This window comes from Geobacillus sp. Sah69 (genome assembly GCF_001414205.1).
Classification (GTDB): Bacteria; Bacillota; Bacilli; order Bacillales; family Anoxybacillaceae; genus Geobacillus; species Geobacillus stearothermophilus.
On sequence record NZ_LLKS01000019.1, the window covers coordinates 63,703 to 78,930 of the forward strand.

Consider the following 15,228-nt stretch of genomic DNA (forward strand, 5'->3'; position numbering starts at 1 on the left):
ATATATTATATACCAAGTAAGCGTACGAACAGTTGTTTTTCTGTTCGTACGTTTTACATAATGCAAAACATAGAGGAGTGAGACAAATGGCGAATGAAAAGCAGTATCCAATGACGAAAGAGGGAAAAGAGAAACTGGAACAAGAGCTTGAGTACTTAAAAACGGTCAAGCGGAAAGAAGTCGTTGAACGAATCAAAATCGCTCGCGGGTTCGGGGATCTGTCGGAAAACTCGGAATATGACGCCGCGAAAGACGAGCAAGCGTTTGTGGAATCGCGCATTCAAATGCTTGAAAATATGATCCGCAACGCCGTCATCATTGAAGAAGACAAAGAAAACCCGGATGTCGTCTCGCTTGGCAAGTCGGTGACGTTCATCGAGCTTCCGGACGGCGAAGAAGAGACGTACACGATCGTCGGCAGCGCCGAGGCCGACCCGTTCGAAGGGAAAATTTCCAACGACTCGCCGATTGCCAAATCGCTTCTCGGCCGCCGCGTCGGCGATGAGGTGACGGTGCAAACGCCGGGCGGAGAAATGCTGGTCAAAATCGTGGCGGTCAAATAAACAGGCGGACCGCCGCGTCCGGGCCGCTCCGAATGAAGGTTGCAGCAAATCGCCGCCGACGGCACGTTTGAAAGGAAAGCACCTCGTCGAAACTGATGATGAGGTGTTTTCATTATGTGGAAAAAACGGACAATCGTCACCATCGCGCTCATCCAGGCTGCCTTGCTGTTGCTGATCGGCCGGTTAGCGCAAATCCAGCTCATTGATTCGGAATCGTTTGCCGGCCGCAATTTAATCGCGGAAAGCGTCGCCCAGCGTACGCAGGAGCTGACAATTGACGACGGGCGCGGCTCGTTCGTCGATCGGAATGGCCGCCCGCTGACAAAGCGGTACGTGCCGTCGCTTGTGCTGTTTCCGTTTTTGGCGACGATGAAATGGCCGATTGAGCAAGTCGCCCGCATCGCCGGCGTTACGGTGGAAGACATCCGCCGCCAGCTTGAGGAGGCAAACGGCCCGTTCATCCTGCAGCAAGACGGCGAGCCGCTCGCCTTAAGCGCGAGCCAAATGAAGCAAATTAACGACTTGCGCATCCCCGGGGTTTTTGCCGTCAAGAAACAATATCCGCTTGAGACGGTGTATGCGCCGCATTTGCTTGGCTTTACCCGGAAGGATGAGAAGCTTCTGCGCACGCGCTATCCGAAGCGTTCGCTCCCGCCGCAGGCTGAAGTTGGCATTCAAGGGCTTGAGAAGGCGTTCGACGAGTTTTTGCTCACAGATGGCGAAACGAAGCTGTTGTACCACGTTGACGCTGAAGGAAGGCCGCTGTTTGGGCTTGATGTGAAATACAGCGACCCGGGCAATCCGTTTTACCCGGCGACTGTCCAAACGACGCTCGATCGTGATATCCAGCAAGAAATGGAGCAAATCGTGGACCGGTACGGGTTGAAAAAAGGCGGGCTCGTCCTGCTCGATGTGGACGACAGCAGCGTGCTCGCCATGGTCAGCCGCCCCAATATGAATCCGCGCGACCCGTATAAAAACCGCGGGGCGGAAAATCAAATGGTGCTGCCGCAAATTCCCGGCTCCGTCTTTAAAACGGTTGTCGCCGCCGCGGCGCTTGAGGAAGGGCTGGCTTCGCCTGCTGCGATGTTTGATTGCAGCAAAAAAATTGACAGCACGACGCTGGATGAGGAGCACGACTACGGCATGCTCAACTTGGCCGACAGCTTTGCCGTCAGCTGCAACAACGCGTTTGCCGCGCTCGGCAAACAGCTCGTTCGCCATGACCCGGATGCATTGGAAACGTATGCGGAAAAGCTCGGGTTGTATCCGACAGCCGGCTGGGAAGGAGCCGTGTACCATGAGGAACATTTCCGTCAATTTCCAGAAGAGCAGAAAGGAACGATTTGGCACGACAAGCGCGATAAGCGGGTGCCGCTTGCCGTGGCGCAAACGGCCATTGGGCAAAAAGATGTGCGCGTCTCCCCGCTTGGCGTCGCCAACATGATGGCGACGATCGCCCGCGGCGGCGAGGCCTTGAAGGTGCGGGTCGTGGACAAAGTGCTGTATAAAAACGGGACGACGTTGTTTTCGTTTTCACCCGAGCCGGCGACGGACAAGGAGCCGCTTGCGCCGCAAACGGCAAGGCAGCTCCAGCAGCTGCTGCGCGGCGTCGTCATCAATGAAGACGGCACCGGCCGCCGCTTTCGCTCGCTTCCGTACGAAGTGGCCGGCAAATCCGGGACGGCGGAGACAGGAAAAACGAAGGGCGGCAGCGAATTAATCAATAAATGGTTTGCCGGCTATTTCCCAGCTGACCGCCCGAAATACGCCCTCGCCGTCGTCGAGCTCGACTGCCCGAGCGGACAGGCGGCCACGAATGATGTGTTTGCCGCGGCGGTTGAGGCGCTTTATGCGTATGACCGAAACAAAAACGACCAGGAGTGACGAATCGATATAATGAATTCGTTGCGGCCACATAAAGGAGGGGGAGGCCGATGCAACAAACCGGAACACGTTTTGCCACCCGCGCCAAGCGGCGGAAAATCAACCGCTGGCTCAATGGAGCAATCGCCGTTGTGGTGTTGCTCATTCTCATTGTCGGTTGGAACATATTGTTCGGCGGCGAGCCGAGCCATAAAGCGGCGGATGCTGAGGCGAAGCCGGCTGCGGGGGCGGATGGGGCGAAGCGGGTCGAAATCGAAACGGGAGAACCGACCGCGCCGTCTGAAACGGAGGAAGCTGCTTCCGGGGACGAGTCCGAACCGGCTGAAGAGGAAGCCGAACAAGACGTGACGGCAACGCCGGGGCCGCCGGGGTCGAATATTGAAAAAGAAATCGTCAACCCGGCATGGCAGCCGGTCGGCACGACGCAATCAGAGCCGCATGAAACGGTGTTTAAAAAAGATTCGGTGGACTGGAAGGAAATGCTCGATGCGGTCAGCTATGCGACCGGCATCGCGCCGGACGATATGATCGTTTGGTTCATCGGCAACAATGGGCCGAACAAAGCGGTGGCGACGATTTCAACGAGAGACCAGACCGCCCATTACCGAGTGTATATTGAATGGGTGACGAATGAAGGATGGAAGCCGACGAAAGTGCAAAAGCTGCGGGAAAAACCGTAGCGATTTTTGAAGGGGAACAGGTGCCCGCTTAGAAGGGGCGCCTGTCATTTTTTTGCCTTAAAGTGGACGACGGCACTGTAAAACCGCTTCCCGTTTTCCATGACATGCATTTGGTGCGACACATGATGGACGGAAAGCAGCAGCGCTTTGTTATGCTCGATTTGCTCGTTGATTTTTTTTTCAAGCGTTCGCAAGTCGTCAGCTTCAAAAAACTCCACTTTGTCTTCAATCAAATCAAGGGAAATGTTCACCATGTCTTTGCCTCCTTTCATCGACAGTGTAGCAAATTTTCCCGCTTCCATCCACCCGCGCAATAGAAGCGGCGATGGGGAACAATACAAATGACAGCGAGCACGATCATTGAACGGCGGAAGAAGTTATGGTACAGTGGGAGCAGGTTATCATCTAAAGAATACTATGTTTATAGGAATTATAAACTTTATGGAGTGAGGCCATATGGGCAGGGAATTTCTTGGTTTGTTCGAGCAATGGGCGGAGTCATACGATCGATCAGTCGAAGGGGGAGATGAGCAATACCGCGATGTGTTTGCCGGTTATGATCGCATTTTAAACACTGTCGCTGATAAAGCCGGCCGTGTTGTGCTTGAATTTGGCGTCGGCACCGGCAATTTGACGAAAAAGCTGCTGGAGCGCGGCAAAACGGTATACGGCATCGAGCCGTCGGCGCCGATGAGAAAAAAAGCAACGGAAAAGCTCGGCGGCCGGGCGGTCATTATGGACGGCGATTTTTTGCAATTTCCGGTTCCTCCTGAGCCAGTCGACACCATTGCCAGCACGTACGCGTTTCACCATTTGACGGATGAGGAAAAAGACGAGGCGCTCGGCAAATATAGCCAACTGCTCCAAACTGGTGGTAAAATAGTGTTTGCCGATACGGCGTTTCGCGACAAAAAGGCGTTCCGCCAAGCTGTCGAAGCCGCACGGGAGCGCGGCTTCCACGATTTGGCTGACGATCTTGAGCGCGAATATTACACGACGCTTGACGTATTGGCTTCGCTGTTTGCCAGCCATGGCTTTTCCGTCTCCTTTGCGCAGCAAAACGCGTTCGTCTGGGTGATGGAGGCGGTGAAACAACCGACATAGAAAGAGGGAGAACGATGAAGGCAGCCATCATTGGAGCAATGGAAGAAGAAGTGGCCATTTTGCGCGCACGCATGGAAGGTCGCGAGGAAACGGTGATCGCCGGATGCGAGTTTTCCACCGGCCGCCTTGGCGGTGCCGAGGTGGTGCTGCTCAAGTCCGGCATCGGCAAGGTGAATGCGGCGATGGGAACGACGCTTTTGCTTGACCGATTCCGCCCTGATTTCGTCATCAACACCGGCTCGGCCGGCGGATTTTTGCCGTCGTTGCGCGTCGGCGATCTCGTCATTTCCGATGAGGTCGTCCACCATGACGTTGATGTGACGGCGTTTGGCTACGCCTACGGGCAAGTTCCCGGCTTGCCGGCGCGCTACCGGGCCGATGGAGCGCTTGTTGAGGCGGCGAAGCAGGCAGCAGCGCGGCTTGACGGTTTGCAGGCGGCGGTCGGTTTGATCGCGACTGGCGATTCGTTTATGAACGATCCGGAACGCGTCAAATTTGTGCGCAGCCAGTTTCCGGAGCTGTGCGCCGTCGAAATGGAGGCAGCCGCCATCGCCCAAGTGTGCGTGCAGTTTGGGACGCCGTTTGTGGTGATTCGGGCGCTGTCCGATATTGCCGGTCAAGAGTCGGATGTGTCGTTTGAACAGTTTTTGGAGACGGCGGCGAAACACTCTGCACAACTGGTGTTGGCTGTGTTGTCCGCCATGCAGAAGCGAAAATAAACGCCAAAACGCAGCCGTCCCGCCGCCAAATGAGCGTGAGGAATGGAGTGACCAACGATGCGGGTAGCAAAAAGCATTCATGAATTAATCGGCCATACGCCGGTCATCGAGATTACACGCTTTCCGTTGCCGGAAGGCGTCCGTTTGTTTGCGAAGCTCGAGTATTTCAACCCAGGCGGAAGCATTAAAGACCGGCTCGGGCAAGAGCTGCTCGAGGAGGCGTTCGCGTCGGGAAAACTAAAAGAAGGGGGCACGATCATTGAGCCGACGGCCGGCAACACCGGCATCGGCTTGGCGCTGGCGGCGATCGGCAAGAACGTCAACGTCATTTTTTGCGTACCGGAAAAATTCAGCGTTGAAAAGCAGCAGCTGATGAAGGCGCTTGGGGCGCAAATTGTCCATACGCCGACCGAAGAGGGGATGGAGGGGGCGATTCGCAAAGCCGAAGAGCTCGCCCGCACGATTCCGGGCGCCTATTGCCCCCAGCAGTTCGAAAACCCGGCCAACCCAAGGACGTATTACAAAACGCTCGGGCCGGAGTTGTGGGACGACTTGGGCGGACAAATCGACGTTTTTGTTGCCGGCGCTGGTTCGGGCGGCACGTTCATGGGGACGGCGACGTTTTTAAAAGAAAAAAATCCGGCCATTAAAACGGTCATCGTTGAGCCGGAAGGATCCATTTTAGGCGGAGGCGAGCCGGGGCCGCACCGAACCGAAGGAATCGGCATGGAGTTTTTGCCGCCGTTTATGGATCCGGAGTATTTTGACGCTATTTACACGATTTCCGACGACGACGCTTTCCGCCGCGTCAGCGAGCTGGCAAGGCGGGAAGGGCTGCTTGTCGGCAGCTCGTCCGGCGCCGCGTTTCATGCCGCTTTGCTCGAGGCGGAACAAGCGAAGCCCGGGACGAACATCGTTGTCATTTTCCCCGACGGGAGCGAGCGATATTTAAGCAAAAACATTTACGAAGGTGGGCGATAAGATGAGACGAAAGACGATGCTCATCCATGGCGGCATCGCAGGCGACCCGTACACTGGGGCGGTGTCGGTCCCAATTTATCAAGTGAGCACGTACAAACAAGAGGAAGTCGGCAAACATAAAGGGTTTGAATACTCGCGCACCGGCAATCCGACGCGCGCGGCGCTCGAAAAGCTCATTGCCGACCTTGAAGGCGGCGAAGCCGGGTTTGCGTTTGCTTCCGGCATGGCCGCCATTACGGCTGTCATGATGCTGTTTCAAAACGGCGACCATATCGTGCTGACCGACGACGTCTATGGCGGCACGTACCGCGTCATGACGAACGTGCTGAACCGGTTCGGGCTTGAGGCGACGTTCGTCGACACGAGCGATGTCGCCAACATTGAAGCGCATATTCGCCCAAACACGAAGGCGATTTACGTTGAAACGCCGACGAATCCGCTTTTGAAAATCACTGACTTGCAAGCCGCCGCCGCCATTGCCCGTGCTCGCGGGCTGCTGTTGATCGTCGATAATACGTTTTCCACTCCGTACTTTCAAACACCGCTTGCGCTTGGCGCCGATATCGTCATCCACAGCGCGACGAAATATTTAGGCGGCCATAGCGACGTCGTCGCCGGGTTGGCGGTTGTCCGCACGCCGGAGCTTGCCGAACGGCTCCATTATGTGCAAAATTCAACCGGAGGCGTGCTCGGCCCGCAAGACTCGTGGCTGCTTATGCGCGGGATCAAAACGCTTGGCGTGCGGATGGAAGAGCATGAACGAAACGCGCGCGCCATTGCCGCCTTTTTGGCCGAGCATACGTCCGTTGCCCGCGTCTATTATCCAGGCCTTCCAAATCATCCGAACCATGAGCTGGCCAAACAACAAATGCGTGGATTCGGCGGCATGATTTCGTTTGATGTCGGCAGCTTGGAGCGCGCGGAGAACGTGCTGTCGCGCGTACGCTACTTTACGCTTGCCGAAAGCTTAGGGGCGGTCGAAAGTTTAATTTCGCTGCCGGGGAAAATGACGCACGCCTCGATTCCGAAAGAGCGGCGCGAACAGCTCGGTATTACAGACGGACTCATCCGCCTGTCCGTCGGGCTTGAGGATGTGAACGATTTGCTCGACGATTTGGCGCAGGCGCTTGGCTGAAATTGCCGCTCCCCCCTTCTGTCCATGTATGATACAGTGAAAGGGGAGAGGAGGGATCGGGCTTGAACGAGCAGCAACGAAACGAGCTGCGGGCGAAGGCGGGCGATTTCAAGATGTACAGCCTTGTCTTGTTCTCGCTCGGTGTGTTTTTCTATTTAGGGACGATCATCCCGGGAGCGCTTGAGGAAGCGAAAAAACCGTTCGCCTTGCTGGCGGTTGCCGGGTGTTTGGCGGCGGCGTTGTACTGCTCGCGCCGCGCTGCCCGTTATGTCTGTCAGCTTGAAGAAGAGAACCCATTTGAACCGTAAACCCGCCTTTTGCCGAAAGGTGGGTTTTTTCTCACGATCACGATTGAGCGGAGAAAGCCGCGGCAGGGGAACAGGGAAGAGAAGCGGTTCGCGCGTGCAGCCGAGGAGGAGCTTGTTGACCGCAAATGCTTTTTCCATCAACGATTGTTGTAAACATGTTCAGCAATGAAGGATGAAAGGGGAGACGATGTATGTCCATTGTACTCGTATGGCTGGTGACGTGGATAAAGCAAAGGGGAAACACCACTTGACTTAGTCGAAAGTGCGATCGGTGCTCCGCGCGCTGTTGTTGACCGTCGAATTTCATGAATTGTTCAAAATGTGGCAGAAGCGTTCCCCGTCTTCTTTGGTAAAATAAAAATAAACGAGAAGGCCAAGGAGGAAACGGGGATGTTCGCCATCGTCACGGCAGTTGTGATTACGGCGTCGATTGCGCTCGTCATCGCTGCGGAAGTGAGCGCCGAAGCAGGAGTGTAACAAGGCGGGCGCCTGTCTAGGATGGGAGGGGAACAGCAGGCGAGCTGCAACACAAGAAATGAGTGTGTTTGTTCACTGATACGGGTGGCACGTTTGCCCGCAGCCGGCCTCGTAAAGGGGGGCGGCTGAATTTTTTGTCCAGACACGGACAACATCGCCCCTGCATATACATAACGATAGGCGGTTTCCGCCGATGACAACAGGCGGGGGTGAGAGCATGTCCGGCATTTTCACGGCGTTTACGTTTCTGTTGAAAGAGCTGACGTTTCTTGTCTCGTATATTAAAAACAATGCGTTTCCCCAGCCGTTAAGCGCTCAAGAAGAGGAAAAGTATTTGGCGCTGATGGCAAAAGGCGACGAGCAAGCCCGCAACCGGCTCATCGAACACAACTTGCGCCTTGTTGCCCACATTGTGAAAAAGTTTGAAAATACGGGAGAAGAGGTCGAGGATTTAATCTCCATTGGCACGATCGGCTTGATCAAGGCGATTGAAAGCTATTCGCCGGGCAAAGGAACGAAGCTGGCAACGTATGCGGCTCGATGTATCGAGAACGAAATCCTGATGCACCTGCGTTCATTAAAAAAAACGCGCAAAGACGTCTCGTTGCATGAGCCAATCGGCCAGGACAAAGAAGGAAACGAAATCAGCCTGCTTGATATTTTAAAAGCCGAAGGCGAAGACATCGTCGATGAAATCCACTTGAACATGGAGCTCGAACAAGTCAAACAATATATCAGCGTGCTTGATGAGCGGGAAAAAGAGGTGATCATCAATCGCTTTGGCCTCGGTCGGCAGCGGGAAAAAACGCAGCGTGAAATCGCCAAAGAGCTCGGCATCTCGAGAAGCTATGTCTCGCGCATTGAAAAACGGGCATTAATGAAAATGTTTCATGAGTTTTACCGGCAGGAAAAAGAAAAGCAGTGATCATGAAATTCGGGAATGAGGCAGGCACCTGACCGGCGGCCTGTTTTCTTTTGCCAACGATACAAGTATTTAAATTATTATAAAAAAACAAAATATATTGATAGTTCCTTGCGACAAAGCGGTTTCATTCAAAAGTATTGACAGATTTTATTTTTAACAGCAAAATAATTTTGTCGTTTTTTGTCTAAAATTGTCTAAAGGGGGCGAAGCATGATGAGAAAGATCGGGTTAGCATGGCAGATTTTGATCGGTCTTATTCTCGGGATTATCGTCGGAGTCGTTTTCTACGGAAACCCGAACGTGGCAACGTATTTGCAACCGATTGGGGACATTTTTCTCCGTCTCATTAAGATGATCGTGATTCCGATTGTCGTCTCGAGCTTAATTGTCGGCGTCGCCAATGTCGGCGATGTGAAAAAGCTCGGGAAGCTGGGCGGCAAAACAATCCTTTATTTCGAGATTATCACGACGATTGCGATTGTCGTTGGCCTCTTGGCAGCAAACGTGTTCCAACCAGGCGCCGGCGTCAATATAAAATCGCTTGAGAAAACCGATATTCAATCATACATTGATACGACGAATGAAGTGCAGCACCATTCGATGGTCGAGACATTCGTCAATATCGTGCCGAAAAATGTGTTTGAATCCCTCGCGACAGGAAACATGTTGCCGATCATTTTCTTCTCGGTCATGTTCGGATTGGGTGTAGCCGCGATCGGCGAAAAAGGAAAACCGGTGCTTCGCTTTTTCCAAGGAACGGCGGAAGCGATGTTTTACGTGACAAACCAAGTGATGAAGTTTGCGCCGTTCGGCGTCTTTGCCTTGATCGGGGTGACGGTGTCGAAATTTGGCGTCGCTTCACTTCTTCCGCTCAGCAAGCTTGTTGTGCTCGTTTACGCAGTGATGGCCTTTTTCGTGCTCGTTGTGCTCGGCGGCACCGCGAAATTGGTAGGTGTGAATATCTTTCATATTATTAAAATCTTAAAAAATGAGCTCGTGCTTGCCTATAGCACGTCGAGTTCGGAGACGGTGCTCCCGAAAATTATGGAAAAAATGGAGAGGTTCGGTTGTCCGAAGGCTATCACCTCGTTTGTCGTTCCGACCGGCTATTCGTTCAACTTGGATGGGTCGACGTTGTATCAGGCGCTGGCGGCTGTATTTATCGCCCAACTCTATGGCATTGACATGCCGCTGTCGCAACAAATTTCGCTCGTACTCGTCTTGATGGTGACGTCCAAAGGAATCGCCGGCGTCCCGGGCGTTTCGTTCGTCGTGTTGTTGGCGACGCTCGGCACAGTCGGCATTCCGGTCGAAGGATTGGCGTTTATCGCTGGCATTGACCGCATTTTGGATATGGCGCGCACCGTTGTGAATGTTATCGGCAACTCGCTGGCAGCGGTCGTCATTTCGAAATGGGAAGGGCAATATAACGAAGAACAAGGGAAACAATATATTGCCGAACTGCGCCAGCAAAGCGTCTGACCGGGAAAACAGCGGCTGATCGTTCAGCCGCTGTTTCGCTTTATGCGCAAAAACAGTTGCCGGCCCGCAGTGTGTTCGCTATATTTATAGTGGAACATCATTTTGACAAATCTTGATTAAATGAGGGACGCATGTGAAACGTTGGATCATCATTGCGCTTTTGTCGGCGATCTGTTTATGGCTGCTGCCGTACAGCGTGCCGCTCCTGCTGGCGCTTGCCACCGCCCTCTTGTTGGAGCCGCCTATCCGCCGCCTGCAAGACCAGTATCGGCTGAAGCGCGCGCACGCCGTAACGGCGATTTTTTCACTCTTTTTGGTAATCCTTGGGTTTTCGCTTTATTTTTTAGTTGTCATTTTGGTTCAGCAAGTGATGGCGCTCTCGCAAAACCTTCCGTACGTGCTGAGCGAGGCGACAAAAGTGTTTAACCGCCTCATCGAAACGTGGCGGTCGTATTCAAGTTCGATCCCCCAGGAAATCATTGATTCGCTCGAGCGCGGCGTGCGCACGGTGCAACAGATGCTGCTGTCGTTTGCGACGAATTTGACGCAGTCGCTCGTTCATTATATCACCGCCATCCCGGCGTTTTTCATTCACTTTTTAGTCTATTTGGTCGCACTGTTTCTCATTTGCCTCGATTTGCCGCAGCTGAAGCAAGGCATGCGCCGCTATTTGTCCGAACGGACCGAACAGCGGCTCGGGATGGTCATCGCCCAGCTGAGCAAGGCGGGGATCGGCTTTATTAAAGCGCAATTTTTGCTCAGCCTGGTGACGTTTTTTCTCGCGCTGGCCGGGTTGCTCGTGCTCGGCATTGATTACGCTGCCTTGATGGCGCTCGTCATCGTCATCGTCGACATTTTGCCGATTTTGGGGACCGGCTCAGTGCTTGTTCCGTGGGGCATCATCAGCATGGCGAACGGCGACAATACGCTTGGCGTCGGGCTGATTGTGCTGTTTATCGTCATCACTGTCGTGCGGCGGATCATCGAGCCGAAAGTGTTTTCCACCAATTTGGGCATTTCCCCGCTTGCGGCGCTCGTCAGCGTCTACCTCGGCTTCCAGCTGCTTGGCTTTATCGGGCTGTTTGTTGGGCCGGTCGTTGTCATTTTGATCGAGGCGCTTGCCAAGGCCGGGGTAATTAAGTGGACGATCAAGCTGTGAACAGGTTGCCAGCCGTCGTCCTTTTCCTTTTTTATGAATTGGAACATTGAAACGGAACAGGGCATGAAACGGGTGGAGAGCCTGGAGAAAAGCAAAAGACCGCCGGACAGCAAGGCGGTCTTTTACTGTGCAGGCGCCGGTGAACGGCTTCCGTCGATGCGGGGCAAAATTAAAATCTCGACGCGCCGGTTTTTCATCCGGCCGGCGGCGGTCGTGTTCGTGGCGATCGGCTTGTATTCGCCATATCCTTTGGCGCTGAAGTAGCGAGGGTCGAGTTGCTTGTTCTCAAGCAGAACTTTCATGAAATTGACGGCGCGCATGACGCTCAGCTCCCAATTGGAAGCAAATTTCTCATTATGAATCGGCACGTTGTCCGTATGGCCGCTGATCATGATATTGCGCGGCGGGTTCATGACGAGCAAAGCGGAGATCTCCGCCGCAAGACGCCGGTCTTTCATGCGTACTTCAGCGCTGCCGGAGTCGAATAAAACGTCATCCAAAATGGTGATGGCAAGCCCTTCATCCGTCAACGATGTCTGCAATTTCCCTGTCAAGTGTTTTTGATGAATATAGCTGTCAATTTTCACTTGGATTTGTTTCAGCTCTTCTTTTTCTCCTTCGTTTATAGACGAAGAAGGAGTCTGAGACTGTTGCTGCTGATTTTGCTGCCGCCCTTTTTCGTCTTCCGCAGGCGGTGTGATCGGTTCAACGGGGCTTTGAAAATCAAACACCCCTGTCCCACCGGCAAAGGCGGTGCTGAAGGCGCGGGCGATTTCTTGAAACTTTTTTTTGTCGATCTGGCTGCTGGCAAACAGAACGATAAACAAGGCGAGAAGCAGCGTAAGCAAATCGGCGTACGGAATCAACCAAGATTCGTTTATGTGGTCATCGTGTGAGTGCTTTTTTTTCTTAGCCATTGACCGTTTCCCCTTGCGCTTGCGCCAGCGCCTGATGGCGTTCGCTTTCCGGCAAATAGGACGCAAGTTTTTGTTCGATCATGCGCGGGGCTTGTCCTTCCAAAATGGACAGCACCCCTTCAATCATGATGTAGCGCACGCGCGCCTCTTCCTTCGATTTCCGCCGCAGTTTGTTGGCAAACGGATGCCAAAGCACATAGCCGGTGAAAATGCCGAGCATCGTGGCGACAAAAGCGGCGCTGATCGCTTTGCCGAGCTCAGCGATATTTTCCATGTTCCCGAGCGCAGCGATTAAGCCGATGACAGCGCCCAACACCCCAAGCGTCGGCGCATACGTGCCGGCCTGTGTAAAAATGGCGGCGTTCGCCTCGTGCCGCTCTTCCATGGCGGCAATTTCTTCCGTCATCACATCGCGGATGAACTCTTGCGTCTGCCCGTCGATCGCCATGCTGAGCCCGTTGCGCAAAAACGGATCCTCGATGTCATCCAGCTTCGCTTCGAGCGCCAGCAGCCCTTCGCGGCGGGCGACGTTCGCCCAATCGACGAACAGCGGAATCAGTTGTTCGACCGTCGGCGTCGTTGATTCCGTGAAAATGACTTTGAAAAGTTTTGGCACTTTTTTAATTTCCTGCGTCGGAAAGGCGATCACGACCGCCGCGGCTGTGCCGACGAGAATGATCAAAATGGCGGCTGGATTGATCAATACAGCAGGCGAAACGCCTTTAAAGTACATGCCCAACCCGACGGCGATCACGCCAAGGATGAGGCCGATGACTGATGTTTTATCCAAATTGATCCCCCCGCTTTTTTGTGCAAACGATCCATGCTGTTTTGTTTTATGAAGAAACCATATTTATCATATACTGAATAGAGAAGGTTGAAAAGGGAAAAAGGTGTGACTTTGGACATAAAAAAGCCGCCCAGTCCGTCGGTCAATTGGAAAGGGGCAGCTCCGGCGATCGTCATATTTTTTTCAACTTAAACGTGCCGACCATTAAAAACGATAAAATGAGCGCCAAAAACATAAACGATTGCGGCGGAAAGTACGGAATGGCCAAATAGCCCAACGTCATCAACACTCCGGCAGCCGTGATCGGCAGCCCGGCGAAATAGCCGTTGTTCTCCGTAATGTTGAAACGAGCGAGCCGGAAGGCGCCGCAGGCGATATACAAGATGGTGAACACTGCCCCCGGCGCGCCGAATTCGTAAAACAGCGCTTCGTACATTAACAAGGCGGGCGCGACGCCGAAGGAGACGATGTCGCTCATCGAATCGAGCTGCTTGCCAAGTTCGGATTCAATGTTCATCTTGCGCGCCACAGCGCCGTCAAAGCGATCGACAAACGCTGCTAAAAAAACGAGCAGCACGCTCATATGAAGCTGCCCTTTCAGCGTGGTCAAGACGGAAAAGCCGCCAAGCGACAAGTTCGTCATCGTCAAAATGTTCGCCATGTTTGCTTTCAGCTTTTTTAACGTATAATCTAAATAATCCGATAAGAACAACTTTCCCCACTCCTTTTCCAACAGAAAGCGCCAAAAGAAAATTCTACTACCATTATACTCATTTTGGCGGTAATATGGAAGGTAGTAACGATTGGACGTTTCATAAATTGGAGGGAACGTGCTTGCGAAAATGGCTGTACCGTTTGTTGATTGAGCTGACCAACCACTCGCTTTCTTCAAAGCTGCTCGCTTCGTTTGCCAAATCGCGTCTCAGCGGGCTATTGATATCATCGTATGCAAAAATTTATCATATTAACCAAGACGAAATGGAAAAAAGCCTAAAAAATTATAAGACGTTGCAGCAACTGTTTGTCCGCCGGCTGAAGGCTGGGGTGAGGCCGGTCGATGCGGATGAGCATACGGTCGTCAGCCCGGTCGATGCTGTCATTGAAGACATGGGTGTGATACAAGAAAACTGCGAAATGATCGTCAAGGGAAAGCCGTATTCCATTGCGGAAATGCTCGGTAGCGTGGAAGCGGCGAAGCCGTATGTGAACGGGTTCTTTTTTATTCTGTATTTAAGCCCGAGCCATTATCACCGCATCCACAGCCCAATATCTGGAGTGATCGAAAAGCAGTGGGCGATCGGCCGCAAGTCATATCCGGTCAACCGTCTTGGCTTAAAATATGGGCGTCGGCCGCTCGAGAAAAATTACCGCCTCATCACCGAGGTCACAGCCGGCGGCAAGCGCTTGGCGATTGTGAAAATCGGCGCCATGTTCGTCAACAGCATCGAGTTGACCCATACGGGAGAGCAGCTCGTGAAAGGGGAGGAGATGGCGTATTTTTCGTTCGGTTCAACGGTCGTCTTGCTGTTTGAACGCGGAAGTTTCGCCCCTGACCCACGCATCGTTGCGCCGATGCCGGTGAAAGTCGGCGAACGGCTCGGCTATTGGCGCTAGGCGCCGGGATGAAGGCGGCAAACAAAAAAAGCCCGAAGGCCTCCGTTTCACGACGACAGCTTGATTTTATGGGTCAATGAGCGGCGCTGGATTTCCTTTTCGATCAATTCGATGAATTCCGGGCTTAAGTTGAGTTCTTTCGCCTTGAAGTACGACTCGATCAACAGTTCATCCGATAAATGTTTCATCGGCGAAGCCCTCCTTTTGAATGGAATGAAATGATGGGTTTATACATATAATGGTAGGTTACTTTCAATGTACCACGATTTGCAAAATAGAACAACCGTTCTGTTATCCACAGGGGGTGGTGGATAATGTGTGGAAAACTTGTTTATAAAGTAGTGTAGGCATGATCATCACTTTGTGAATGTTGTGGATAACAGTTATCCACAAACTAGGAGGGCGCGGAATTTGTCGAAAACTTTCTGTTCTGCATGTCTGCAGCCGGTCGGCTGCCAAACTTTGTTTTGAAATGAACGGCCAAATT

General features: G+C 53.1%; 18 protein-coding genes. 13 read left to right on the plus strand and 5 right to left on the minus strand.

Annotated elements, in window-relative coordinates; all coding sequences use genetic code 11:
- The first annotated feature begins 86 nt into the window (after nt 1-86).
- The 3 genes from greA (at nt 87) to AP057_RS02115 (ending at nt 3,130) form a co-directional block, all read left to right on the plus strand.
- Nucleotides 87-563, plus strand: coding sequence for a transcription elongation factor GreA (gene greA / locus AP057_RS02105; protein ID WP_011232025.1), 477 nt, complete (start codon nt 87-89; stop codon nt 561-563).
- A gap of 114 nt (nt 564-677) precedes the next feature.
- On the plus strand, nt 678-2,450 hold the full coding sequence (locus tag AP057_RS02110; RefSeq protein WP_055357960.1) for a penicillin-binding protein 2: 1,773 nt from the start codon (nt 678-680) through the stop codon (nt 2,448-2,450).
- Between the two features lie 50 nt (nt 2,451-2,500).
- Nucleotides 2,501-3,130, plus strand: a complete 630-nt coding sequence (locus AP057_RS02115; RefSeq protein WP_033011947.1) for a YrrS family protein — start codon at nt 2,501-2,503, stop codon at nt 3,128-3,130.
- Nucleotides 3,131-3,174: 44 nt separating this feature from the next.
- Here AP057_RS02115 and AP057_RS02120 read toward each other — a convergent pair whose 3' ends face one another.
- Nucleotides 3,175-3,384, minus strand: coding sequence for a YrzA family protein (locus AP057_RS02120; RefSeq protein ID WP_063165193.1), 210 nt, complete (start codon nt 3,382-3,384; stop codon nt 3,175-3,177).
- 202 nt (nt 3,385-3,586) lie between these two features.
- Between AP057_RS02120 and AP057_RS02125 the strand changes: the two genes are divergently transcribed.
- The 9 genes from AP057_RS02125 (at nt 3,587) to ytvI (ending at nt 11,420) form a co-directional block, all read left to right on the plus strand.
- Nucleotides 3,587-4,234 carry a class I SAM-dependent methyltransferase gene (locus tag AP057_RS02125; protein WP_033014748.1) on the plus strand — a complete coding sequence of 216 codons (648 nt, stop codon included), beginning with the start codon at nt 3,587-3,589 and terminating at the stop codon, nt 4,232-4,234.
- Nucleotides 4,235-4,248: 14 nt separating this feature from the next.
- Nucleotides 4,249-4,953 (plus strand): 5'-methylthioadenosine/S-adenosylhomocysteine nucleosidase, encoded by a 705-nt coding sequence (gene mtnN / locus AP057_RS02130; protein ID WP_033014747.1) that lies wholly within the window; start codon nt 4,249-4,251, stop codon nt 4,951-4,953.
- 57 nt (nt 4,954-5,010) lie between these two features.
- The gene (locus tag AP057_RS02135) at nt 5,011-5,934 is read left to right on the plus strand and encodes a PLP-dependent cysteine synthase family protein (RefSeq protein WP_033011950.1); all 924 of its coding nucleotides are present in this window, start codon (nt 5,011-5,013) and stop codon (nt 5,932-5,934) included.
- A gap of 1 nt (nt 5,935) precedes the next feature.
- The gene (locus tag AP057_RS02140) at nt 5,936-7,069 is read left to right on the plus strand and encodes a bifunctional cystathionine gamma-lyase/homocysteine desulfhydrase (protein ID WP_033011952.1); all 1,134 of its coding nucleotides are present in this window, start codon (nt 5,936-5,938) and stop codon (nt 7,067-7,069) included.
- Between the two features lie 62 nt (nt 7,070-7,131).
- Entirely contained in the window at nt 7,132-7,377 is a 246-nt protein-coding gene (locus AP057_RS02145; RefSeq protein WP_055357961.1) for a YrhC family protein, read from the plus strand.
- A gap of 321 nt (nt 7,378-7,698) precedes the next feature.
- Nucleotides 7,699-7,854 (plus strand): hypothetical protein, encoded by a 156-nt coding sequence (locus tag AP057_RS17250; RefSeq protein ID WP_160331347.1) that lies wholly within the window; start codon nt 7,699-7,701, stop codon nt 7,852-7,854.
- A gap of 217 nt (nt 7,855-8,071) precedes the next feature.
- The gene (sigK, locus tag AP057_RS02155) at nt 8,072-8,779 is read left to right on the plus strand and encodes an RNA polymerase sporulation sigma factor SigK (RefSeq protein ID WP_055357962.1); all 708 of its coding nucleotides are present in this window, start codon (nt 8,072-8,074) and stop codon (nt 8,777-8,779) included.
- A gap of 213 nt (nt 8,780-8,992) precedes the next feature.
- The gene (locus AP057_RS02160; RefSeq protein WP_049626615.1) at nt 8,993-10,261 is read left to right on the plus strand and encodes a cation:dicarboxylate symporter family transporter; all 1,269 of its coding nucleotides are present in this window, start codon (nt 8,993-8,995) and stop codon (nt 10,259-10,261) included.
- A gap of 133 nt (nt 10,262-10,394) precedes the next feature.
- Nucleotides 10,395-11,420 carry a sporulation integral membrane protein YtvI gene (ytvI, locus tag AP057_RS02165; protein ID WP_055357963.1) on the plus strand — a complete coding sequence of 342 codons (1,026 nt, stop codon included), beginning with the start codon at nt 10,395-10,397 and terminating at the stop codon, nt 11,418-11,420.
- A gap of 122 nt (nt 11,421-11,542) precedes the next feature.
- Here ytvI and motB read toward each other — a convergent pair whose 3' ends face one another.
- From motB to pssA, 3 genes are all read right to left on the minus strand, one after another.
- The gene (gene motB, locus AP057_RS02170; protein WP_033014740.1) at nt 11,543-12,337 is read right to left on the minus strand and encodes a flagellar motor protein MotB; all 795 of its coding nucleotides are present in this window, start codon (nt 12,335-12,337) and stop codon (nt 11,543-11,545) included.
- On the minus strand, nt 12,330-13,127 hold the full coding sequence (gene motA, locus AP057_RS02175; protein ID WP_033014738.1) for a flagellar motor stator protein MotA: 798 nt from the start codon (nt 13,125-13,127) through the stop codon (nt 12,330-12,332). The genes motB and motA overlap by 8 nt, the downstream gene beginning before the upstream one ends.
- A gap of 172 nt (nt 13,128-13,299) precedes the next feature.
- Nucleotides 13,300-13,839 (minus strand): CDP-diacylglycerol--serine O-phosphatidyltransferase, encoded by a 540-nt coding sequence (gene pssA / locus AP057_RS02180; protein ID WP_049624293.1) that lies wholly within the window; start codon nt 13,837-13,839, stop codon nt 13,300-13,302.
- Nucleotides 13,840-13,961: 122 nt separating this feature from the next.
- Here pssA and AP057_RS02185 point away from each other — a divergent pair, with 122 nt between their 5' ends.
- On the plus strand, nt 13,962-14,741 hold the full coding sequence (locus AP057_RS02185; protein WP_033014734.1) for a phosphatidylserine decarboxylase: 780 nt from the start codon (nt 13,962-13,964) through the stop codon (nt 14,739-14,741).
- 47 nt (nt 14,742-14,788) lie between these two features.
- On the opposite strand, the gene AP057_RS02190 is transcribed toward AP057_RS02185, so the two are convergent.
- Nucleotides 14,789-14,929, minus strand: coding sequence for a sporulation histidine kinase inhibitor Sda (locus AP057_RS02190; protein WP_008879941.1), 141 nt, complete (start codon nt 14,927-14,929; stop codon nt 14,789-14,791).
- Between the last annotated feature and the right edge of the window lie 299 nt (nt 14,930-15,228).

What these genes read in the sequence shown, in the direction of transcription:
- greA (WP_011232025.1), top strand. Translation starts at nt 87, where the DNA reads ATGGCGAATGAAAAGCAGTATCCAATGACGAAAGAGGGAAAAGAGAAA.
- AP057_RS02110 (WP_055357960.1), top strand. Translation starts at nt 678, where the DNA reads ATGTGGAAAAAACGGACAATCGTCACCATCGCGCTCATCCAGGCTGCC.
- AP057_RS02115 (WP_033011947.1), top strand. Translation starts at nt 2,501, where the DNA reads ATGCAACAAACCGGAACACGTTTTGCCACCCGCGCCAAGCGGCGGAAA.
- AP057_RS02120 (WP_063165193.1), bottom strand. Translation starts at nt 3,384, where the DNA reads ATGGTGAACATTTCCCTTGATTTGATTGAAGACAAAGTGGAGTTTTTT.
- AP057_RS02125 (WP_033014748.1), top strand. Translation starts at nt 3,587, where the DNA reads ATGGGCAGGGAATTTCTTGGTTTGTTCGAGCAATGGGCGGAGTCATAC.
- mtnN (WP_033014747.1), top strand. Translation starts at nt 4,249, where the DNA reads ATGAAGGCAGCCATCATTGGAGCAATGGAAGAAGAAGTGGCCATTTTG.
- AP057_RS02135 (WP_033011950.1), top strand. Translation starts at nt 5,011, where the DNA reads ATGCGGGTAGCAAAAAGCATTCATGAATTAATCGGCCATACGCCGGTC.
- AP057_RS02140 (WP_033011952.1), top strand. Translation starts at nt 5,936, where the DNA reads ATGAGACGAAAGACGATGCTCATCCATGGCGGCATCGCAGGCGACCCG.
- sigK (WP_055357962.1), top strand. Translation starts at nt 8,072, where the DNA reads ATGTCCGGCATTTTCACGGCGTTTACGTTTCTGTTGAAAGAGCTGACG.
- AP057_RS02160 (WP_049626615.1), top strand. Translation starts at nt 8,993, where the DNA reads ATGAGAAAGATCGGGTTAGCATGGCAGATTTTGATCGGTCTTATTCTC.
- motB (WP_033014740.1), bottom strand. Translation starts at nt 12,337, where the DNA reads ATGGCTAAGAAAAAAAAGCACTCACACGATGACCACATAAACGAATCT.
- AP057_RS02190 (WP_008879941.1), bottom strand. Translation starts at nt 14,929, where the DNA reads ATGAAACATTTATCGGATGAACTGTTGATCGAGTCGTACTTCAAGGCG.